The following is a 22860-nucleotide window of genomic DNA, read 5'->3' on the forward strand; positions in this document are numbered from 1 at the left end:
ACCCCTTTCCATCCCCGTCTATTTGTCCGTAACTTTTTTATTGTCGTTTCGATTTTCTAATATTTAAAAGAACTACGTCCGCTTATGCTTCTTGCATAGCGGGAGTTTGCGCATGTTTAATACTAGAACACACAGAAAACAACGTCATCATGATGAGGATCCAGGTATTTATCCAAGCCGGAATGAAGATAACAGGCAGAGACAAAGATGATAGTGAAATAGCATAAATCGAACTCAGAATATTTGCCAAAATACAAAGCCTACAGATTATCTTTGTGGGTTCCATAACACGACAAACATTAATCACCCCAGTTAAGAAGTAAATGAGACATATAGTTGGCCAAGAGAGTTGGTCAAAGGAAAACTCTTTGGGCATATTCAAAAAATTTATATTTTCAGGAAACATATATGTAGCGAACACAGTTATTCCAAACCCTACACCACCTAATAAAACAAGAAAAATAAAAATTCCGTCTAGTTTCTTAATCATTTCACTTCCTCCGTGTAACACATAGTTAATAGTATTTTTTACGTAATTATTTACGAAATAAACGTATGATTTCTGCGCTATTCAGCGCAGCCACCACATTAAAAAGCGTCCATGATAACTAAAAAAGAACTTGTTGCAGAAGTTAGCCATATCAAGAATACTGCCTTGTGATTCCATATTCAGTTACCTTGCAGAGCCGCTAGCGATTAACATCGTACCAATTTTTATCCAGATACTCGCGATCTTCTCCAAGCATGGCGCTTCGAACCTGACATGGATTCGCGAAAATACGAACAAAATGCCAATCTCCGAATTCGTCAAACTTTCTGCAAGATGTGATTACAGACGCAGAGGTAATTATTGTATGTTGCCTGCCTGATTTGCGACCATGCAACTTGAGCCTGTGCATAAAGTCGACGTCTTCCGCAATATGGCGTTTTTCATCGAATCCGCCGATTGCGTCAAAATCAGACTTTTTGAACCAGTACATACCAAAAGATAGTCCAAGAAAAAATGAAGGGACGAGCATCATGCTATACCCAACGGCAATACCAGGAGATAGTCTTTCGGGTTTAATCCGTATTCCCCCACCCAACACGTTTGTACGTTTTGAATGCCTGTATATTTCAGCCAAAACGCCATCAGACATCCAACTATCAGCATCTATGGTGACAACCCATTCAGTTTTTGCGTGTGCAACGCCGGTGTTTCTGATTTCTGATAGATTTTTTGAATCATTGTTAACCACCATAGCGCCGTATACCTCAGCTACTTCCTGTGTTTTGTCAGTACATCTGTTCAAAACAACGATGATGTCGACTTGCACATCATTCGGTATCAATTGAGCTCGGATTGATTTCAGGCATCTACCAATATATTTTTCTTCGTTATGAGCTGGAACAACTACGCTAACCTTCATTTTTATCACCTGTTAAATAGTAGCCAATTATTCATAGCACCCCTGTCTAAGGGACGCAATTGTAGAGTCAAAAAATTCTAGGCAATTTTTGTAAATCGTATTTCACATTGGGAATACCTATACTGTGTCCCGTTTATGGTATTGTTTAAAATTTGTAAGTTAATTGTATTTTAGAGTGTGTAAATATGAAATTTTTATTTGGGTTGGTATTGTTAGCATCGTCTCTTCCTGCTTTAGCAGCATTTAACAAGTGCACTGGTGTATATGTAGGAAGAATTGTTATCAATAATCAGCTTGGTCTTGATAAGGTTGTCTTAATGGAAAGCCCAGAATCTACTAGTGGTTCATCTTGGGTTAACTTTGCAGGTTGGGACAAAGATGCCAAAAAAGAGGCTTTATCAGTTTTAATGGCAGCAAAAGTCTCTAGACATAGGGTTGATGTTGCTACAACAGCTGGTGATCGTTGCAGTATTGGTACTCCAAACCGAACTTTTTATGAGGTTATTCTTTCTACCAACCCATAATTATAACAGTCAATATAGACTGTTTACTGGGAATTATAAAAATAAACATGACCCCCATTTCAGTGTGGGTCATCCCTTATAGGGTAGGCTTCGAAAGCTAGTAGTAATGGGTGTCATCTCAATAATCATCCAGTGGGCAAGCCGGATGCAAAACAAAAATACTGTGAACACTTAAAGTTAAAACCACGAGGTAATTTGACACAGTGCAGTCAACTACTCGCTTAACCTTTAAGGCGTCCAAATATTTCATTTTCAACTTAGCATATAAAAGCTATGTTGTTAGTCATGTCTGAAATTCTTGAAAAATAGAAATCTCAAAGTAAATCACCTCTATAGCTTAAGTGAATTAAGCAATTTTGAGAGGTTTGTTTATGTTTAGAAATTCACCGTGGGGAGTTGGGTTTAAATAGAGATGGGTGTCATCTTAAATAGATACGATCTTAAATAGATTCGGGTGTCATCTAAAATGATCATTGAGTTAAACTTACTAAGGTTTATCATGCATGGCGAAGCCATCAAATAACGAACAATTAAATAAGGAATATTTATGTCGAAATGTTTTTGGATAGTTCTGCTACTTGTAGCTACTTCATTGAGTAGCCATGTTAGCGTAGCAAGCACTCTAGGAAACGTTAGTGCTTTCTCTGTTTCAAAAAGCACGGTCACAGATGGTGACACAGTTACCCTAAGTTGGCAAAAACCACCTGGTTATACGGAAGATTTATATTATAACATTTATGTCACTAAGCCTGGTTCAAATAGGTGGAAATTTCGTTCGGATTATAAATGGACTTCTATTAGTCGATATATGGAAGGGATTGGTACTCACAATTTTGAAGTGGAAGTTTGTAATACTAACGATGAATGTGGTCCAAGTTCCTCAATAAAATCAGTAGAAGTAATTAAGCCAAACCCAGTCCGCTCGCTAAAGGCATCAAAATACTCTGTATTTGAAGGTGAAGTGGTGACTCTCAGCTGGCTAAAACCTTCGGTATTTTATGCAAATGCTAAATATAATATTTATACTCAAAAACCCGTAGGGTCTAGGTTTACATTTAAAGCTGATTATTCATGGACTTCAGTTCGTCGATATATGTCAGGTGTTGGTACACATCGTTTTTTTGTCGAGGCATGTAATGCGAAAAACATGTGTAGCTCTGTTCAAGAGCTTAGTGTTATAGTTAAGCCAAGCCCGCCTAATACACCTCCTAGTATATCCCCTATTTTTGCTCAAAATACTGTAGCCAATACTGCTTTTACAGCAAGCTTTAACGTAAGTGATGTAGAGACCGCTGCAAACTCGTTAGTTGTAACTGCTACAACAGATAATTTAGCATTAATACCTAATAACAATATTGAGTTAAGTGGTAGTGGAAACAGTCGGTTCATAACAATTACACCTGCAAACAACATGACAGGTTCCACTGTAATTACTCTAACAGTAACAGATAGTGGTGGACTAGTTGATTCTGAATCCTTTGCTGCAAATGTTATGGTAATAAATGAGGACTTTACAGGCACTGCTGATGCATTTGACTCGACAGGTAGCGAGTGGAGATATAATGCGAATATTTGCGAATCTTATCGTGATGTTGAAAATTCTACTTACAGGAAAAACACCCAAGAGTGCTGGCGAAAATATTCCTTTAATCATTACACAAAAGATGCTGTATTTCACGACAAATCAAATAATAAGCTTGTACTCAATTATAATGTAAAAAGAATCCCATTAGACTTATACGATGGTCGTGATACCTCTTATGGTGTTAGTCATTTTGAAATAGAAAAGCTAGACAGTAATGGTAACCCCACATTTTATAGTGATAATAGTCCTAAGTATGTTTGGGGTGAAAAAGTAACAAATGATGGGTTGTTACATTGTTTGCCAGGTGAATATGACGATAATTTAGAAACAGCTTTTTTAATTACAGCTGGGTATGCAACGTCAAATAAATCATTTCTTAGGGGGCGTGTGGAAGTGGATGTTGAGTATGTAGGTATTTTAAAAGGCGCACAACCTGCTATTTGGTTAGATTCACCAAGAATAAACCCTGCTATTGGTCAGGAGATCGATATTGATGAGTATGTTCCATCTATATACCCGCATAGGAAAAGTATGCATTTTTTCAATGTGCATTCACATTATAGTTCAAATGAGGTAAGTCATTTGAGTTGTTATAGTTTTAATTATTCTGCTGGCTGTCATTCTGTAAGTGATCACGTTGCTGCTAACGGACACAGTAAAAATATTGGATTATATTGGGGAACGGATGGCACTAGTGGTGAAGGAGGTACTGGTGACACATACACATTAATTCGAGACGGTAGTAACGTGGTAACGTATACACAGGAAGCGCTTGAAATTAAAACACATCAACGGAATGTTACACCAAACCATGCTAAGTTAATATTTTCAATAGAGGTCGGAAAAGGTTTTGAAAATAACAATAGAACAAAGTTATGTGAAATTATTAAAAGCAGCGGTTATACCGAACGATTAAACAATAATGAGAATGTCACTCTCGGTTCTATGATAATAGATTCGGTAAAGGTTTATTCAGATAATCAACTCTTTTAGCTATTTGATAAAAAACTCAAGTGGCTTTTGCTCAGCATTAGCCATTTTCTGTCTGTTAAAATGGATTAATAATCATGGGTTTAGTGACTTTAACCCAAACTTAAGAAGGTTATTTTCTAGTAAAAAATAAACACAACACCCATTCTAATCTGGGTCACACCTGATAAGCGCAGCTTCGACAGTTGAAATCAGTGGGTGTCATCTCTATATTTATTTTCCTTTAATATCAATATTTCTTTGATCAGCACTGTACTATCTTTTACATAACTGATAAAAGTGCAGGTATCTGCATTTTTAAATTGTAAATTGTAAAATTTCAAGTAAGACTAAAAGCCACGACTAAGGTCTCTATTTATACTAGAAACCCTGACGTGACTTAAAAAATAATGTATCAATCGATTATTACCAACCGCTGTTTGCACTCAAACAATAGGTAACAGTCGTTTTTCTGTCTTCAGCCCAGTTTACATGCTCGCTCTTCATGCCAACTAATGCGCCACGAGAAGAACCTAAATCCCATGGGCGATCTAGTGAAGAAGGGCCATCTTCGTGACATTGTTCTGGCTCCAGTTGTGTACCGTATGCAGAACCTTCGTTCATCGCTGCGCAAGCAAATTTGAATCTGCGGTCTTCAGCCCAGTTTTCATGCTCAGCATAAACGCCGACTAAAAACTCCCCGTGACGACAAGTATAATTCATCGCATAGTCGAACTCATTTGCATAGCCAGACCAGCTCACGCGGCCGCGGTATACTTTGCTGCCAGACGCTGTTTTAAACTTTGCACATTCAAAGCTAAAGCGGCGATCCTCAGCCCAATTTTCATGGTAGCTGGATACACGTTGTAAAAACATGTTGCTCGGACAAGTAAATCTGAATGTTGCATCGAATGCGTTGACATCAGTAGCGCTATAACCACTAAACACAACCAAATTACCTGACTGGATGTTGAATGATGAGCTTGATACTTGCGTGCTTTCTAATTCGAATGTGTTTACACCGAATTCAGATACATCGTTGTTAGAGTCAATTAACTCGATTATTGTATCAACATTGGCAGATTGGCTTGAAGGAATTTTATAGACTTTATTACCTAGTTTATATTCCATATCTCCAGCACTTTGTAATTCTTTTGAAAATGCATAAGAAGAAGTAAGTACAGCTGAGATCATAGCTGCGCTGAAAAGTAACTTTGTATTCATTTAAATATTCCTTTTAAATTCAAATAACAAACTCGGCTCAGACTCGTTTGATCACCATAAGTGTGAATAAGCCGATTATGGTTTTATATACTTAGTTCCGATACAGCCTTATATTTCGGAGTCCTATTTATAGATATCGAATATTACAGATAAATTGCAGGTATTTATGTCGATTTTTATGATGTTGCGATAAGTGCAATTCGATAAGTTAAGGTGGTAACTTAGCTATGTAGGATAAAAAATTACCCAAAATAGCGTAATTTCGATCACAACGAGCAAGCAACGTTGGCTAAATTGCGATTTAAGAACAGTTATACTTTTTAATCATTATATGAGTTTTATACGAATAATGTTCTATATACGAACTCTTTACTAATGCAATTCATGAGATAAAAAATTTTAAAATTTTTTAAAGGCGACAGCTGCGATTTAAACTACAAAAATATAGACAATACTCACTTTATTTGGGGATAGTGTAAGAAGAGGTCTATGCACAAATGAATTCCAACTCGGGTCTGGCACCGATTAGGCGCAGCTTTGAAAGTCGGTATCAGTGTGTGCCATCACAAGCACTGCGAAATAGTAAGCTGAGTAAAGTACCTATGTAGCATAAGTAAATTATGCACTTTTGAGCAGAAAAATATAAATGACACCCATTCCAATTTGGGGCGGCCCTGACAGGTACAGCCTAAATGGTTTATATGAATGGGTGTCATCTCAAAATTTACGAAAAACTAAAAAATATAATATTACTTAACTAGCCTTATCACTTCTGTTGTATCATAGGCACCATGACACGAGCTGCCATCTAAATTCAACTCAACTGTTGCCCCAGTAGTATAAGCAGCCAATCCAGTTGAATACATAACCTGCCCACCAATATTAGACATACTCCAAGAAATCCAATCCCCCGCACTACATCGATTTCTTGAATACCATTTTTTACCACTGGTATCTGGACAAGGCTGTATAAATGCATTTCCATTTATATGCGACTGAATTGCACAAATTTCTATTTTATAAGACACTGAAAGAGCACTAAAACTAGCTAATCCAAAAAATATCAAAAGAAACCATTTCAACATACTGTCTTCTCTATTGTAAACCGTGAATTATAGCTGATTATAAACACAAGATAAATATGTGTTTGTTATGATTTTAGGCTTGATTAAATATTAATAACACTCATTGCAATTAGGGACGACACCTTATAGGTTCAGTCTCAATGGTTTATATAAATGGGTGTTATATCAAAAAATACCCTAACCGTTTCTGTACTTGAGGGGCTAATTATGATAACTCAAAGCGGCGGCTCCATGCACTTTCGCAGCCAAGGCGAATGGGAGCGTTTACTGGTAGTAAAGGGGAGTAAATGAAAGCAATTAAATGCATATTTATATTTTTTTTGATGAACAGTTTTTACAGCCATGGGGTTGATGACAGAGCGGGGGTGGCTTTATGTTCTAAATCAAGACCGATGTTTTCATATAAATTATGTGAAGAGCACAGTGTCAATGTACTTAACTCAGATACAGTTAATGAATGCCTTGATATTTATAAGATTTGCTGCTTGATGGCACAATTGACAAAGAGAAATATATAAAGTTTGTTAATCAAGCTGTAGCAGAGGGGTTTTCTTCTGCTAAAAGAGTTATTTATAGTGACCGAAAAGGTATGTTTGATAATTACACAAAGGATGAGAAAGAAAAGCTATTGTATGAGTCCGCTTACCAATGTGATATTGAAGCTATTCACAAGGTTCTGAGGAAAGAAATAAATGTGAACTCGCCAGATGTATATAAATGGAAGTATGTGTTATTGATACAGGATATAGGTCTTGATAAAAAAGAAGCGATAATTGAAGACTTAAAACCTGTTACGGGTATTAAAAGTAACATGATCGAACTCCTAAATTTTTTATCGGAATTTAGTTGTAGCGAAGGGGTGGCCTTTAGATAAAAAATACGGGTCAGTAATAACTGCTCAGATAGACTGAATTTATGTGATATACATGGAGTGCTAGATATGTCACTTCAAAAACTAAATTAACATCCATTCAAATTTGCATTTCAATACACTTTAATTTAACGGGGTTTACTTCGTCTTAGAAAGGCCTTTGCCAAATGAGATGTAGCACTCTGCCTGGTTTTATGTGGTTGAGATGCTTCAGTGGGCAAAAGTTGTAATAGATATCAATTTGATTAATTACCCTATAATTTAGTATAAATATATTCATACTGAGGTTGGGGTATTATTTTTCAGTATAAATATTGTGAAAATAACAACGAAGATAAATAAAAGGAAATTTTTAAATGAACAAAACCACTTATAAGGTATTGGCTGTAGCACTAAGCGCAGGCTTGCTAGCTAACTTCGTGCAGGCCGCACCTGTGCTAAATAAAACAACATACGAATTTAATTCGGGCCTGAAAATACAAGAAGAGTTCGATATATTTGGCAATGGTCATGTCACTGATCCGAATTACTCAAACAATGAACTTAGGATCCAATTAAATGCGGATAAGTCTTACAGCCAAATTGGTTTTTACGATCAAGTTCGTACGGTCTATGGCCAAGCTGTTGCATATAATATTATAGATAGACGTTGGATAGAGTTTAAGGGAAAGCTCTTATATTATGCAGCGGTTTCGGATGGAACAAACAAGCTAGAAACAATCCCGTTTCGTGTTATTAACCCAGCAGGTGAAACATCTGAATGGGGCGTGATCCGCGTCAGCCTCGATGAGGCATTTAATATCGATTATGACTACTACCCGAGCGATGATAATGCTCAGACCTCAGTCAATCAGGCTGTGACAATTCATGTTAAAGCCAATGATGCAAACGTGCCACACTATTTTGGTGTCGAGGTATATGCTTGGGCCGAAAATGGTCGTGTGACGGTTAATGACGATTACACTATTACTTACACACCTAAAGCTGGCTTTGTAGGCCAAGATTCGTTTAGGTATCGAATTAAAGGCAATAATTTATACGATATTACCAGTGCACCTGCGACCGTAACCATTGATGTAAACTAAGCTAGTAAAGGAGCACAGGTAATTGCTTGTGCTTCTACTCCCTGTTTAACTCCTTTTTCTTTTTTTCTTATGGTAGTTATGTACATTTACTTGCATACAGATATAGGTATTGAGCATATATCTCAATGTTCACTTGGGCACAGTCTTGATGAGGCAATAAATACCATTGGGGCATTTGCAACAGTACTCACTCCAAGTCCATAAAAATAACAAAAACGAGAAACAGGTATGGTGAAAAAAGCAATTATTATTGGTGCGACATCAGGTATTGGTAGAGCATTAGCGATTCATATGTCCCAGCAAGGCTATATATTGGGATTAACGGGTCGGCGAAAAGAGCTATTATTTTCATTACAGCAATCTATATCGAGTGAGGCGTTTGCGTGTGTAATGGACATTTCAAAACCACATGATGCGGCTGAAAAGTTTGAGCAATTGCTAGATAAAATGCAGGGTGTAGATATTGTGCTTATTAACGCAGGTATGGGGAGCTGTGAACCTGAATTTCCGTTGCATGGAGAGCTTGATACTATCGCTGTGAATGCGTCAGGGTTTACCGCAATTGCAAATACAGCCTACCACTATTTTGCTAAACAAGGCCAAGGGCACATCGCTGCTACTTCTTCGATTATGGCGCTGCGCGGTGGGCCTTGTCCATCGTATAATGCAACTAAAGCATATATGTCAAATTATTTAGAAGGTCTATATTGCCGTGCCTACAAGGCTGGACTAAACATCAATATCACAGATATACGCCCAGGATTTGTGGATACCCATATGGCTAAAGGCGATGGTATTTTTTGGCTTGCACCTGTGGAAAAAGCGGCCTTACAAATTCTACGTGCGATAGAGCAAAAAAAGCGGGTGGTTTATATTACAAAACGTTGGGGTTTAATTGCTATTTTGATGCAAGTTTTGCCTTTTAAGGCCTTTGTGAGGTTGATGCTGGGGAAAAGGGGTAAAAGCAATTAAGAAAATATAGCAGTTTTGTAAACTTGGACCGGCTATGGTGTCTAAAGGTGTACCTTGGATATAAGAAATACGTTAGTTAGGCTTGTCAATCTTTGATAAATGGCTAAGATCCAGCGTTTGAAATGTTTTAAATCGAGCCGCTGAGCACAAGATGCCAAAATCGAGAACCAGTCAGTTGATCTACACAGTCGCGTTAAATAGAGCTTTTTTATTATTCCCATTAGTTTTGATCTGTTTGCTAGTGACCAATATTACCGTAGAAGATCTACGTTTTTTATTTGGACATATGGATGAGCATGGCTACCAAAATATCATTGATAATGAAGCCACCATTACCATTTTGCTGATTGGTTTTGGCGCAGTCATGGATGGTCGAAAAATCCTCTCAAAGCGAGCTTGGGACAGCAAGCAAGACCCAAATTTGGAGCAGCACAAATTGCTAAATGAAACCTCTGAATATTATGGGTTTATGCTCATTGTGATTGGTATTTCAATTGAAATTGTTGATCAACTAGCAAGTTATATGCGCAACTTTCAGATTGATCTACTGATATTCGAGGCGTGGTTTAGTATTGTATTAAATATTGTTGCCATTGGTGTGATGCTTAAAGCTGCATATAAAATTGCAGTGATAGATAAGCAATCACACCAGCTGTAACTGGGTTGGAGTAGTTAGTCATCAAGCAAGTATGTTAGGCCATCGATTTTACTTGTGCTAAAGAATGCTTGCTGCTGCCAAATTGGGTTGAGTGCTTGGTTGTCAGTAGCGATCACCCAAACAATATTGGCAAACTGAGCAGCCTTGAAGCCATAAATTGTGGTATCAGGAAAGATCTTGGTCAGCACATCTGATAGCTTACTTATTTGCTCACGCTTGGTAAATACGGTGTTCAGTGCTATCCAGCCCTTTTTGGCAACTAGGTCTTTTAGATTGGAATAAAACTGCGATTCAAAAATAAAGGGCAGCAGTGTTTCTGAGTCAAAGATATCAACCACTATCAAATCAAAAGGTAGGGTAGTGGTTTGTTGTGTGACAAATGCGTGGGCATCTTTGCAATGAATTACACTTTCAATTTCATTGGGGTTAAAAAACTGCCTGTACAGGTCAATAATATGTTGGCTTTTTTCTACTGCTTCTATGTGTGCTTGGGGGTATTTATCTCTGAGGAAGCGCAGCAATCCGCCACCACCTAATCCTATATCGAGTACCCGATTTACTGTGGTGATTTCATAGGTCGGAATTGCCATAAATAACATATGTGGAAACACCAAGCTGCTTGGCTCAGAGATGGACATGGCTGATTGCATGATGCCGTCAATATTAAACCAGCGCAGTGTATTATTTTCCATAACTTGGATTTCCCTGCCGTCTACTTCTAACTTGAGAAGGGTAGCTGGAATGTTTGTATATGTGTAACTCATAAGACCAGAAGCTTTATAAACTAGAGTGTTAAGTTTAGCGCCAAATTTTAATTTTTGTAATATAAATCAGATAGATTGCTTTGGGTAAAGGGAATGCATAAGTAGGTGAAACGCCGAAATATGTGTGTTGATCTTTCATCCAAAACCAGTCAAACTCGACACGTCTATTGCAAGAATAAAAAAAATGTTATTTCGCTTTTTTATCCACTTTATTATTACTGTCGTTGCGATGAGCTACACGAATGCGCACGCAAATGCCATCAGATTTGTTGCAGAAGATCTGCCTCCGTATCATTATCTGAACGCGCATGGGCAACCAGATGGAGTGTTAGTTGAAATAGCTAAGGCACTAAAAGCGCACAGTGGGCTGGACGCTAAGTTTGATATTTTACCCATGGCTAGAGCGCATTATGAGCTGCAAACCAAGTCAGATGTGGTGATGTTGGCCTGGTTAAAAACACCAAGTCGCGCATTAAACTATCAATTTTTAGGTAGCATGTGCCAGAGCTCCGCATCATTAATCGGTCTAAAAACAAATTCAGCGTCTTTGGTTTCACTTGAACAGGCTAAACGGTTTCGCGTTAGCACTATTCGGGGTTATTACAGTGAGTATTACCTAAAGGAAGCTGGCTTCTCGGAGGAGCATGATCTTGTTTTAGCATCGCATTATAAAAGTATGTGGCACATGTTATATCGAGGCCGAACGGATTTTATATTAACAAATACGAGAACGTTGCAGCGCGAATTAGACGAGTTAGGGCTAGACCCTGCATTGCTAGAAAGTAAACTGACTCTTAATGATTTCCCATCAGAGCTGCACCTCGCAACCAATTTACAGTTCTCAAAATCGCAGGCAAAAAAATTGCGAGAATCACTTGTCGCGATTAAAGCTTCAGGGCGCTACGATGAAATTGTTCGCAAATGGCAATTACTCAACTAGTCTCATCTTAGGGACTGATAAATAAAGATTAATCTGCACAGGCTGACTTCGTTGACTACACTTTATTAACAAGCTCAACGTTAGGAAACGGCCGAAGCGTGACGAAACTCGGAGAATTACAGTTAGAAACTGTAATGGACAGTGTCATAGACGGGATCTTTATGACCAATCTACAGGGAGACATTCTTAGCTTTAATATTTCTGCGACGCAAATTTTTGGCTACCGCAAAGAAGAAGTATTAGGGAAAAACATCACATTTCTTATCCCTAGATCTGAGCAGGCTAAATACTTTAAATACTTACACAATGTGACTGACGAAAAAATAGCACAGCTATACAGGAAGCCATGTCGTACAGGCATAGAGTTGCTTGCGCTTAAAAAAGATGCCAGCGAATTTCCTCTTGAGTTGTCTATTAGCGTGTTGCCTGCGGATGAGGTGGTTTTGTGTACTGTGAGAGATATTTCAGAGCGTAAACAGGCTGATCTATCAATCAAGTCGTATGTCGAGCATATCGAGACCATTATGGATACGGTGTTAGATGGTCTTATCACGATTGATATGAAAGGAGTGATCCACGGTTTTAACACGGCTGCTGAAAATATTTTTGGTTATCGGGCAAGAGATGTCATTGGACGTAATGTCAAAATGTTAATGCCTGAGCCGTATCAATCTGAGCACGATTCTTACCTCAATAATTATCACACGACGGGAGATAAAAAGATCATTGGAGTTGGCCGCGAAATAACTGGTCGACGAAGCAGTGGTCATCTATTTCCGTTAGAGCTGGGTGTCAATGAGATGACTGTGCAAGGTAAAACCATGTTTGTTGGTACAGTCAGAGATATATCGGAACGAAAAGCGGCCGAAATAGCCATCGACACTTACATTAGAAAACTTCAAATCAGCAACTCTGAGCTTGACCAATTTGCCTATATCGCATCTCACGATTTAAAAGAACCGCTCAGAGGGCTTGCTAACAACGCGCTTTTTTTAGAAGAGGATCATGCTGGCTCCCTCGGAAGCGAGGGGTTGAGAAGGATTTCAAGAATTCGTTTTTTATGTACACGGATGGAAAAGTTGGTCGATAGTCTATTGTATTACTCGCGATTGGGTAGGCAAGATTTAGCCATTGAAGAAGTTGATTTAAATGCGTTAATTGACAATGTCGCGGAGCTGACATTACCAGAAGAAACCACGCAAAGTGTCGAACTGTTGATCCCGTCGCCATTGCCAAGGGTTACGTGTGATAAACCTCGTGTATCAGAACTATTTCGTAATCTGATCTCTAATGCCGTGAAATATAACAAGTGTCCTCGCAAACAGATTGAAATTGGCGTTAAAGCCAGTATGAATCCGCATACAAATGTGCTTGAAAACCGGGTTTTTTATGTCAAAGACAACGGGATCGGCATTGATGCATGTTTTTTTGAAGATGTGTTTCGGATTTTCAAGCGACTGAATGAAGAAGATGATGCGGTGCGAGGTACTGGTGTGGGACTGACATTTGTTAAAAAGATAGTAGAAAGGCACAGCGGACATATTTGGGTCGAATCGGAACTTGGCCATGGCAGTTGTTTTAACTTTACGCTAAAGCTAGGGGAGTGAATGATGGATAAAGATTTAGGTTTGATCTTACTGGTGGATGATAATCCAGATGATTTTGAGGCCATATTGAGAAGTTTGCGAAAAAGCCACTTTATGAATCCAATACAGTGGTGCCAATCAGGCCAAGATGCAAAAGACTTTTTATATAAAAGTGGAAAATATGGTTCTCATGAACACTTAAAGAGACCGGTACTGGCACTGGTTGATTTAAACATGCCCGGTCTGGATGGTCGACAATTACTCAGAGACCTTAAAGCAGATCCTAAAATGTGCTCAATTCCGATTGTGGTATTAACTACATCAAGCGACCCGCAGGATATAAAGTCTTGTTACGCGTTGGGCGCGGCGTCTTATATTCAAAAGCCCGTTGAGTTTGATGACTTGGCAAATGCGTTTAAAGTGCTTAAAGACTACTGGTTTAAAGTTGCACTGTTACCCTCTATTGATGGATATGATTAGCTGTCGTAATCGTTAAATTTTTCATGTGGTTATCTATATCATGTTACAAATTTAAATTGGTGATTAGCTAGATTGGAGGCGCCTTTGGAAGCATAATGACAATGTTGTTACAAAGAGGCTGATATGATCCAGTTAAAAAATGTCGTATTTTCGAGAGCCGATGGTGAGGTTCATAGGCGTATCATTGACAATGTATCGATGACCATTCAAGACGCTCAGCAGATAGCATTAGTTGGGGACAGTGGTTCAGGGAAAACGACGTTATTAAATTTACTGGCAGGCCTGCTGGTGCCAGACAGTGGCGAAATTAATGTCAATGGCGCCATAATATCTGAGCTCGATGAAAACCAATTGGCACTCTATCGTCGCCAAATCGGTGTAATATTCCAACATTATCAACTATTAGAAGCGTTAAATGTGGCTGATAATATCACTTTTCAGGCTCGCTTAAATGGGATTCAAGTCACAAAACCTGCACTCACAGCGCTTGCTACTAGGCTTGGCATTGCACATAAGTTGTCGGCTTTTCCCAGTGAACTTAGTGGGGGAGAGCAGCAGCGCGTGGGCATCGCAAGAGCCATAATTAATAAACCAAAAGTCATTTTAGCTGATGAGCCCACAGGTAACCTCGACAGTGAACGTAGTCAAGAAGTGCTAGAGCTGCTTCAAGCTTTATGTAAAGAGCATGAAATTAATCTGATCATGGTGACGCACAGTGAAAAGCTGGCTGTTCAATTTGAAAGGCAAATAAGATTGAAAAACGGACAGTTGCATGACTGAATTTAAGTTAATTTTGTTTGCTTTTTGGCAGTTTTATGTGCGACACAAAGGCCTACTGGTTTTATTTGTACTTGGGTTTAGTTTAGGCACTGCTTTGATCAGTGCTATTTTTGGCCTTAATTTGGAGGCCTCCAAACGTTATTCAAATAGCAGTGCATTGTTAGAAGTACCCGTTTCGCACTTTATCAAACCGACACTTGGCAGCGAACGCTTGCCTGTCAGTGTTAGGCAGCAGTTATCATGGCAAACCGAGACTCACTTCGAGGTGGTACTTGAAGGCCGAGTACAGCTTGAAAGTGGCAAATGGCTCAATATTAAAGGGGTGAACCTATTACACTGGATTTCGCAATCCGCACTGAACAAAAAAGATAGCAGTTACAAAGAGCCAAAAAGCCAAGCAAGCTCACTATTCGATACGATTTATTTGGACCCCAAGTTACTTGCTCGGCTAGAGAGCAATACACTCAATTTAAATGGTATGAGCTATGCTGTTTCGCCCATGGAAGGCTTGGGCTTTCAAGCTCTGATGGACATTAGTTTGGCAGATAAACTGCTCAATGCTCAGGGTGAAGTAAGTTATCTTGAAGTATTTGATTTAGATGAAGTCGATGAGCTTGCACTGACTAAACAATTGAAAGGCCAAGCCAGAGTTGAGCGGGCGGATGCACAGGCGTTTGATACACTCTCAGGTCCGTTTTTCTTCAACCTGCAAGCTTTGGCGTTACTCGGTTATATAGTGGGGGCATTTTTAAGCTTTAATGCCATTAAGCTGGCTTTTTCCTCTCGGGCCGCGCAACTCAAACAGCTTTATTTACTGGGTTGTCAACCACTTAAATTAAAGCAAGCCATGTTCATTGAGCTCGGCGCTTTAGGGCTGTTATGTGCCTATTTTGGCGCTCTGCTTGGTGTAACGCTTGCCAATATTTTAGTTGCTGATGTGACGCAAGTACTGCGTAGTTTCTATCAATTGGATAGAAGCCTCACTGTTGACTTAAACTGGGCCATGGTGGCACTAGGGTTTGCGCTTAATACGGCTGTTTTATCAATCTTTTTCTTATCTAATCGTTTGGCGAAGGTGATAAAGCATAAGCAGGTTTTCTGGTTATGCTTAGCTGCGCTTTGCATCGTTGCGGTGTTACTTGCCTTACTGGCGAAGAGTAAGCTGGTGGCGTTGCTACTTTGTGCGGTGATTTTGTTGATTTTCTTTTGTATCACACCAGGCATTATCTCAAGGGTATTTTCTAGTCAATGGCCGACGCACTCTGTACTGATTTTATGGCTCAAAGCTGATAGCCAAGGCCAAATTAAATCGCTGTTAAGCGCCGTGCTCGCGACATTAATGGCTATGGGCGCTGCCATTGGTATGTTGGTGATGGTGAAGAGTTTTAGTCAGACATTGGATGGTCATTTAGAAAATCGTCTCAGTGCCGATCTTTATGTCCGCCCTGCAGTAGTGTCGAGCAACATGCACCACACCCTTGAGCAAATGGCAGAAATTGAACGCGTCGGGGTTTATTGGCAAGCTCGCAGTGAGGTTATTCGTGAACAAGATACAATACCCATCAAACTGCTTAGTTTTGGACGTGATGCACACTTGCATCAGCAGGTTAAATTGTTGGGTGGTAAACCTGTAACAAGTGAGCACTTATCGAATACAACTGATGCTGTCTACCAATGTCTAGTGAATGAACCTGGGTGGCGTATTTATGGCATCGAAACAGATCAGGTTGTGCAAGTAAAACAAGGGAATAAGCAGTTTAGTTGTCAAATTACGGGGATTTTCTACGATTATGGCGAGCAGGAGGCTACACTGCTCACCACAACAGGTGTGATTGAAAGCAGTGGTTTTAGTTATCAAGCATTTGGTTTCTCTTTGACGCTAGCACCTGATATTGATATCAACGATATGACTAAGTATTTAGTAGAGCATCTGTTCATAGAGAGTACTCAGATAAGCGTTAATAAAGTGTTTAAACAGTATGCAAAGCAATTGTTTGAGAATACTTTTAGTGTTACTCATGCACTTAACTTGTTCATCATGTTGATTGCATTATTTGGCGTGTGGGTGAGCTTTTTAACACTGGGTAGGCGACAGCTCCAACAAATGGCAACATTACAGACTTTAGGTGTCACGCGATTGCAGTTATTGGCTGCCAAATTACTCCAAACATTGATTATTTTACTTGTCACCATCATGCTGGCGATACCTCTGGGTATTTTATTAGGGTGGGTGTTATTAACCTATGTGATGCCTTTGGCATTTGGTTGGAGTATGGCCATGGTGCTTGATTGGTGGGCAATATTGGCCTTTAGCATAGTGGTGCTAGTGCTTGCCATGATTGTTGGGGCATTGCCTATGCTGCGGCTGTTAAAGCGCAATATCGCAGACAGTGTGGCACAGTTGTAGAGAAGCAAATGAAAATAAAAACGATAGTTCAATTATGCGTGTGGCTTTGTATCACCAGTTTATTGCAAGGGTGTAGCGAACCTGCTCAAAAGCCAGCATCAACCCATCCATTTTCGATGCAAAGTGGCGACCCTGTGAGTGCAGGTAATGTATTAACTTTTCCAGAAGATCATGGCGCACACCCTGCTCAGGGGATCGAGTGGTGGTACGTCACTGCAAACCTTAAAAGTGACAGCGGCCAAGATTTTGGAGTGCAATGGACCTTATTTCGCGTAAGCCGACCTGAACTGTCTGCTGACCCAACAGGACCTTGGTGGGATGGACAATTTTATTTTGCGCATTTTGCAGTGCAAACCGATACACAACATGTCGCTTTTGAAAAATCAGGTCGTGCATCAGATGTGATTATCCAAGCATCGCCTTTTGAGGCAAGGCTGAAAAATTGGTCGATGCAAAGTACTGAGGGGGCCTTTTTGCCGTTGAGTTTACATGCCAGTCAAGAGGGTTATCGTGTTGCGCTTAACATGGATAATAGTCCCAGAGTACTGCATGGAAAACAAGGCTTTAGTCAAAAAACACAAGATGGTCATGCGTCCATGTATTACAGTTATCCATTCTTAGATGTGAGTGGCGAACTCATCTTCGACGAAAAAGTGTATACCGTCACAGGAAGAGCTTGGTTAGATAGAGAGTGGTCAGCCGCCTTTATAAATCCGAATCAAGCTGGTTGGGACTGGTTTAGTTTACAGGCAGAAAACCCTCAAGATGGGGGGTTAATGGCATTTTGTATTCATGCCACTGGTAAAGGGTATGAATACTGTAGTGCAACCTCTATTGATGCTGATGGCAACACGCGTGCATTTGGCAATGAGCAAGTTGAGCTGGTAGTAATCAAGCGCATAGAATTGGATGATGTGACTTACCCAATTGCATGGCAACTCTCTGTAGATGGCTTTGAACCTATTGAAATAAAAGCAGTAAACTCAGATTCGAGAAATAAACTAAGCATACCTTATTGGGAAGGTCGGGTTGTGAGTTCTGGTGGTTACAACGGTATAGGGTATGGTGAGCTGGTCGGGTATTAATTTAATATGAGCGGCAGTGCTACTCACAATCTAGTTTGACCAACATCATTAAAAAGCGTGTTTTAGCCTAAAAAGTTGCATATTGCAGAGATTTTTTCTCGCGATGTCGACGTCTAGGGATTATCATGCCCACAAAGAAACTTATATAGGCAGTAAAGTATGTCGTGCCCTCCATGTCCAAAGTGTAATTCTGAGTATGTATATCAAGATCAAAGTCAGTTGATCTGTCCTGAATGTGCATATGAGTGGGACCCGTCAGAAGTAGAAGAAGATGATACGCCGCAAGTTAAAGATGCCAATGGCACTTTGCTTGTCGATGGCGATAAAGTTACGGTTGTGAAAGACCTTAAAATCAAAGGTAGCTCACAAGTGATTAAGATTGGTACCAAAGCTTTGGTGAGACGAGTTCTAGACAAAAAAGATCACGAACTTGATTGCAAAGTAGATGGTGTAGGTGAAATGATGGTCACAGCGAAGTTTGTGAAAAAAGCCTAGTATATTCTGTTTTTTAGTGCGTCAGATAAAACGTTTGATGCACTACATAATTGTATTAACTACTTAATATTTTAATCAAGCTTTCGATTGGCATCGGCTTGCCAAAATGATAGCCCTGTAGCCTTGATACGTTTGCTTTTTGGCATATGGCAACGTGCGCCTCACATTCAACCCCTTCAGCAATAGTTTCGATTGATATCTTATGAAGCATGGTTGTTAGACCCTGAAGCATTGCACATGCTTTTTTGTCATCTATTGTTCTCTCAATTAAGCTTTTATCCAATTTAACTATATCGATAGGGTAGTTTAACAAGTGAGATACTGAAGAAAATCCCGTGCCGAAGTCATCTAACGCGATTTTACAACCGTGTTCTTTTATTACCTTCAGTGTTTCTAATGTGATGTTATTGTTCTCCAATAAGGCGGTTTCAGTGACCTCGACAATAATATTATTGAGGTCTACTTGATATAGTTTTGCCTGTTCAGCGATAAATGACCCTAAGTTTAAATCATGGATCTGTAACGGTGAAAGGTTGATTGAAAGTGCAATCGTATCGCAAGCGGTGCAGTTTAAAAGTTGAGCATATTTACAGAGCGACTTTTGAATGATCATTCTGCCAAAGGTTTCAATCAACCTTAATTTCTCAGAGGCAATGATAAACTCAGCAGGTGATGCGTTTAAATCGCTTTTAGGTAGCCTGACTAGCGCTTCAGTTGCAATAATCGCCGTGCCGGTTTGATTGAAAATTGGCTGAAAGAAGATATCAAAATTATTCGTTTTAATTGCTAACCTAAGCTCGTTTTCAATCTGAAACAGTCGATAAAACTCAGCCTCTAAAGCCTCATCGAAAAAGCAGGCTTTGTTCCTTTTCTCTTTTTTCGCTTTATACATAGCGATATCAGCCTGTTTGAGCATATCTTCAGAGGTGGTTTTTGATGCTGATAACGTAATACCTATGCTCGCTGTACTGTATATTTGGTGATCTTCAAAATGAAACGGCTCTTCAAAAGTGGTTAACAAGCGATCTGCGATGGTCAGAGCGCTATTTGAGCTTCTAATGCCGGAAAAAACAAAGGCAAATTCGTCTCCGCCTAACCTTGCAAAGAGTGGGCTTTCTCTAAAGTTTGAATTCAGTCTGCTAGCAAACTCTTTTAGAACTGCATCCCCAGCTGAATGTCCCAAATTGTCATTTATCATTTTGAAGTTATCTATATCCAGCAGCATCACGACAATATAGCCCTCTAGGCTTCGCATATTGACAAGTAATGAGGTGAGCGCATTTTCAAAATAACGACGATTAAATAGGCCTGTTAATGTATCTCGTTCGGCGAGTTCTTTGACCTGCTGATAGCTTTTAGACAATTTATTTTGCAGTTCAATGCGTCTTTGAGACTGTTTTATACAGCGTACAAGTTGGGTTGAGGTGACTTCATCTTTGAGGAGCAAGTCTTGCGCGCCGGCATTAATGCAATTAACCAGCAGGTCTTCATCTCGGTTATTGGTGATCATAATAATTGCGCAGTGTTCACATATGTTTTGCGTTTTGAGTGCCATCAAAAACTGTAAGCCATTTTGATTGGGCATTTGGTAGTCTAGTAATACAATATCAAATGCGTTTTGGCTAATTGCAGATAAGCCATCTTGTGCGCTAGTCGCTTCTTTGATATCAAATCGTTTACCGGAGCAGTATAGTGCCTCTTTGACTAGTTCTCGGTCTATTTTTTCATCATCTACCAGCAATATGTTCATTTGCTGCACTCCTTGTCACGAAAGTACAGTCAATAGGGACTCTCGTTCGACATTTCATTTGTAAAGAGCCTAGTTTAGAGGCAAATATTTGGCTAGCCAAAATACGAATTATTTACTAACTTAGTATTACTCGTTTATAACGAACCTCTTAAATAAGGATACTTTGTGGGTGTACTACGAGGTAACACGGAACACCGGTTCAAATCTGCTCTAGTTATAATGATATCTGGTGTACTGACAAGTATTGGTGTTTTTATTGGGGTTTGGCAGCTTTCTGATACACAAGAACGACATTTAATTAAGCAAACGTCATTTGCTAAAACGGAGCTCATTGAGCATCAATTTGTCAAAACGTTTCCGCTTATCATGAATGCTCTGGAAAGAATGCGAAATCGGTGGGTTGCAAGACAAGGGTCACCGTATTCTGAGTGGCAGTTAGATGCGAAAGATTATGTGGACGATCATATTGGACTACGTGCCATTGAGTGGGTCAATAATGAGTATATCGTTAAGTGGATTGTACCACTAAGCGATAACAAAGCCGCACTTAACTTGAATCTTGCATTTGAAGAAAAACGCCGGCTTGCGCTTGAACGAGCAAAAGCGTCGAAAGAAATCACAGTAACTAAGCCAATTGACCTTGTGCAAGGCGGTAAAGGGTTGTTAGCCTATTTTCCTATCTTTATTGAGGGCAAATTTGAAGGCTTTATTGTCGGGGTGTTTTCTGTTAAAAGCTTAGTTGACAGTCTGCTGCCACATGCCTTTTTTCAAGATTACAATATTGAGATATCAGTAGAAGAGGAGCCTATGTATGCTAGGGCAGATATAGGCTCCTCTTTTAACCCTGATGTAGGGTATAGACATACCTTTAATTTGTACAATGTGACTTGGACGTTTGCCATTTGGCCAAAAAAACACAGGGCTGTCCAAGATGGGTCTTACATTCATTATATAGCGCTGATCGTCGGAGTTTTGCTCTCACTTTTAACGGGGGCCTCTTTATTTTATCTTTTGAATTGGCTTAAAGCTGAACGCTTGTTACATGCTCGAAGCATCGAATATAGAGCAGCGCTTGAGAGTGCTATAGATGCAGTTTTAACCATAGATAGTAATGGGGTTATTAGAAATGCCAATGGCTCTGTGGCGCGAATTTTTGAAAGGAAACTAGAAACTGTAATTGGAGAGCATGTCTCTTTGTTGTTTTCAGACTCTTTCAATAATGCGTTTGAGAAATTAAATCGTGAAAATCGCATAACGAATAATAAACTGGAGGGTCAGTTCTTTGAAGAGAATATAACGACTGAGGGAGTCAGAGCTGAGGAAAAGCGATTTCCTGTCAGTGTTGGTATTTCTCATTTTTGGGTTAGTGACGAGTTGTTATGGTGCTGTGTTGCTCGGGATATTTCTGAACGGGTTGAATTAGAAACAGAAAAAGAGACGCTGATTGCACAGCTGAAAAAGTCAAATGAAGAGCTGGATAATTTTGCTTATATTGCCTCTCATGACTTAAAAGAACCGTTAAGAGCCATTAAAAACCATGCAACGTTCTTAAAAGAAGATTACGCCGCCATTTTGGGGGAAGACGGTATCTATAAATTAGAACGACTTGCATATTTGGGTACTCGCATGGAGTACCTGGTCCGAGACTTACTCTATTTTTCGAGATTGAGCCGAGAAGAGCAGCACACAGTGCATGTAGGTATGCGTATGGTGATTAACCGAGTAATTAGCCGATTAAAAGAAGCCCTACATGAACATAATGCTAAAGTTTTCCTGGGCGATAACTTACCCATTATTATCGGCAATCACACCCATATCGAAGAGCTTTTTTATAACTTGGTCGTTAATGCTTACAAATACAATCGTTCAGATAGAAAAGTGGTGAAGATTTACTATTGTAAACGGCATAGCGCTTTTTGTGTTGAAGACAACGGGATTGGTATTGAGGCGAAGTATAGCGATGAAATATTCAGAATTTTTAAGCGTCTAAATACCCAGCAGGAGTATGCAGGTGGGACGGGGGCAGGTTTAACATTTGCGAAAAAAATTGTCGAAAATCATGGCGGTAGTTTGTGGTTTGAGTCTGAGTTGAATGTGGGGACACGTTTTTATTGTACTTTTTCCCAAGTTGTTTTTGAGGAGCGATAAAGCGCTATGCAATGAATATAGAGCACGTTGAACCCAGACGGAT

General features: G+C 39.5%; 20 protein-coding genes. 14 read left to right on the plus strand and 6 right to left on the minus strand.

What is annotated here, in order from left to right; genetic code table 11:
• Positions 1-82: 82 nt before the first annotated feature.
• Together S4054249_RS07710 and S4054249_RS07715 are read right to left on the minus strand one after the other, a co-directional pair.
• Positions 83-490: a hypothetical protein gene (locus S4054249_RS07710; protein ID WP_046357946.1), complete on the minus strand. Its 408-nt coding sequence runs from the start codon at positions 488-490 to the stop codon at positions 83-85.
• 199 nt (positions 491-689) lie between these two features.
• Positions 690-1409 (minus strand): glycosyltransferase, encoded by a 720-nt coding sequence (locus tag S4054249_RS07715; RefSeq protein WP_046357945.1) that lies wholly within the window; start codon positions 1407-1409, stop codon positions 690-692.
• Positions 1410-1594: 185 nt separating this feature from the next.
• On the opposite strand from S4054249_RS07715, the gene S4054249_RS07720 reads away from it, so the two are divergent.
• Positions 1595-1933 carry a hypothetical protein gene (locus S4054249_RS07720; RefSeq protein ID WP_046357944.1) on the plus strand — a complete coding sequence of 113 codons (339 nt, stop codon included), beginning with the start codon at positions 1595-1597 and terminating at the stop codon, positions 1931-1933.
• Between the two features lie 547 nt (positions 1934-2480).
• Positions 2481-4511: a hypothetical protein gene (locus S4054249_RS07725; RefSeq protein ID WP_046357943.1), complete on the plus strand. Its 2031-nt coding sequence runs from the start codon at positions 2481-2483 to the stop codon at positions 4509-4511.
• Positions 4512-4913: 402 nt separating this feature from the next.
• On the opposite strand, the gene S4054249_RS07730 is transcribed toward S4054249_RS07725, so the two are convergent.
• Together S4054249_RS07730 and S4054249_RS07735 are read right to left on the minus strand one after the other, a co-directional pair.
• On the minus strand, positions 4914-5711 hold the full coding sequence (locus S4054249_RS07730; protein WP_046357942.1) for a dermatopontin-like protein: 798 nt from the start codon (positions 5709-5711) through the stop codon (positions 4914-4916).
• Between the two features lie 749 nt (positions 5712-6460).
• A complete protein-coding gene (locus tag S4054249_RS07735; protein WP_046357941.1) occupies positions 6461-6796 on the minus strand; it encodes a hypothetical protein in 336 nt (111 codons plus the stop codon).
• Positions 6797-7274: 478 nt separating this feature from the next.
• On the opposite strand from S4054249_RS07735, the gene S4054249_RS07740 reads away from it, so the two are divergent.
• The 4 genes from S4054249_RS07740 to S4054249_RS07755 all read left to right on the plus strand — a co-directional run bounded on the left by S4054249_RS07740 (position 7275) and on the right by S4054249_RS07755 (position 10382).
• Entirely contained in the window at positions 7275-7670 is a 396-nt protein-coding gene (locus tag S4054249_RS07740; RefSeq protein WP_046357940.1) for a hypothetical protein, read from the plus strand.
• Between the two features lie 353 nt (positions 7671-8023).
• Positions 8024-8752, plus strand: a complete 729-nt coding sequence (locus S4054249_RS07745) for an Ig-like domain-containing protein (RefSeq protein ID WP_046357939.1) — start codon at positions 8024-8026, stop codon at positions 8750-8752.
• 228 nt (positions 8753-8980) lie between these two features.
• Positions 8981-9724 (plus strand): SDR family NAD(P)-dependent oxidoreductase, encoded by a 744-nt coding sequence (locus S4054249_RS07750; protein WP_196764506.1) that lies wholly within the window; start codon positions 8981-8983, stop codon positions 9722-9724.
• A gap of 151 nt (positions 9725-9875) precedes the next feature.
• Positions 9876-10382, plus strand: a complete 507-nt coding sequence (locus S4054249_RS07755; protein ID WP_046357938.1) for a hypothetical protein — start codon at positions 9876-9878, stop codon at positions 10380-10382.
• A gap of 14 nt (positions 10383-10396) precedes the next feature.
• Here S4054249_RS07755 and S4054249_RS07760 read toward each other — a convergent pair whose 3' ends face one another.
• The gene (locus S4054249_RS07760) at positions 10397-11074 is read right to left on the minus strand and encodes a spermidine synthase (protein ID WP_046357937.1); all 678 of its coding nucleotides are present in this window, start codon (positions 11072-11074) and stop codon (positions 10397-10399) included.
• Positions 11075-11330: 256 nt separating this feature from the next.
• Between S4054249_RS07760 and S4054249_RS07765 the strand changes: the two genes are divergently transcribed.
• The 7 genes from S4054249_RS07765 (at position 11331) to S4054249_RS07795 (ending at position 18919) form a co-directional block, all read left to right on the plus strand.
• Positions 11331-12086, plus strand: a complete 756-nt coding sequence (locus S4054249_RS07765) for a substrate-binding periplasmic protein (protein ID WP_080928453.1) — start codon at positions 11331-11333, stop codon at positions 12084-12086.
• Positions 12087-12184: 98 nt separating this feature from the next.
• On the plus strand, positions 12185-13693 hold the full coding sequence (locus S4054249_RS07770; protein WP_230851815.1) for a sensor histidine kinase: 1509 nt from the start codon (positions 12185-12187) through the stop codon (positions 13691-13693).
• Positions 13694-14152, plus strand: coding sequence for a response regulator (locus tag S4054249_RS07775; RefSeq protein ID WP_046357936.1), 459 nt, complete (start codon positions 13694-13696; stop codon positions 14150-14152). It abuts the gene before it with no gap.
• Between the two features lie 123 nt (positions 14153-14275).
• Positions 14276-14932: an ABC transporter ATP-binding protein gene (locus tag S4054249_RS07780; RefSeq protein ID WP_046357935.1), complete on the plus strand. Its 657-nt coding sequence runs from the start codon at positions 14276-14278 to the stop codon at positions 14930-14932.
• Positions 14925-17339 carry an ABC transporter permease gene (locus tag S4054249_RS07785; protein WP_046357934.1) on the plus strand — a complete coding sequence of 805 codons (2415 nt, stop codon included), beginning with the start codon at positions 14925-14927 and terminating at the stop codon, positions 17337-17339. The genes S4054249_RS07780 and S4054249_RS07785 overlap by 8 nt, the downstream gene beginning before the upstream one ends.
• An 8-nt stretch (positions 17340-17347) precedes the next feature.
• Positions 17348-18424, plus strand: a complete 1077-nt coding sequence (locus S4054249_RS07790; protein WP_145924991.1) for a lipocalin-like domain-containing protein — start codon at positions 17348-17350, stop codon at positions 18422-18424.
• 159 nt (positions 18425-18583) lie between these two features.
• Complete coding sequence (locus tag S4054249_RS07795; protein WP_046357933.1) at positions 18584-18919, plus strand: zinc ribbon domain-containing protein YjdM; 336 nt, start codon at positions 18584-18586, stop codon at positions 18917-18919.
• Positions 18920-18974: 55 nt separating this feature from the next.
• Here S4054249_RS07795 and S4054249_RS07800 read toward each other — a convergent pair whose 3' ends face one another.
• Positions 18975-20669: a two-component system response regulator gene (locus S4054249_RS07800; protein ID WP_046357932.1), complete on the minus strand. Its 1695-nt coding sequence runs from the start codon at positions 20667-20669 to the stop codon at positions 18975-18977.
• Between the two features lie 165 nt (positions 20670-20834).
• On the opposite strand from S4054249_RS07800, the gene S4054249_RS07805 reads away from it, so the two are divergent.
• Entirely contained in the window at positions 20835-22817 is a 1983-nt protein-coding gene (locus tag S4054249_RS07805) for an ATP-binding protein (RefSeq protein WP_145924992.1), read from the plus strand.
• Positions 22818-22860 lie beyond the last annotated feature (43 nt).

This window comes from Pseudoalteromonas luteoviolacea (genome assembly GCF_001750165.1).
GTDB lineage: Bacteria > Pseudomonadota > Gammaproteobacteria > Enterobacterales > Alteromonadaceae > Pseudoalteromonas > Pseudoalteromonas luteoviolacea_G.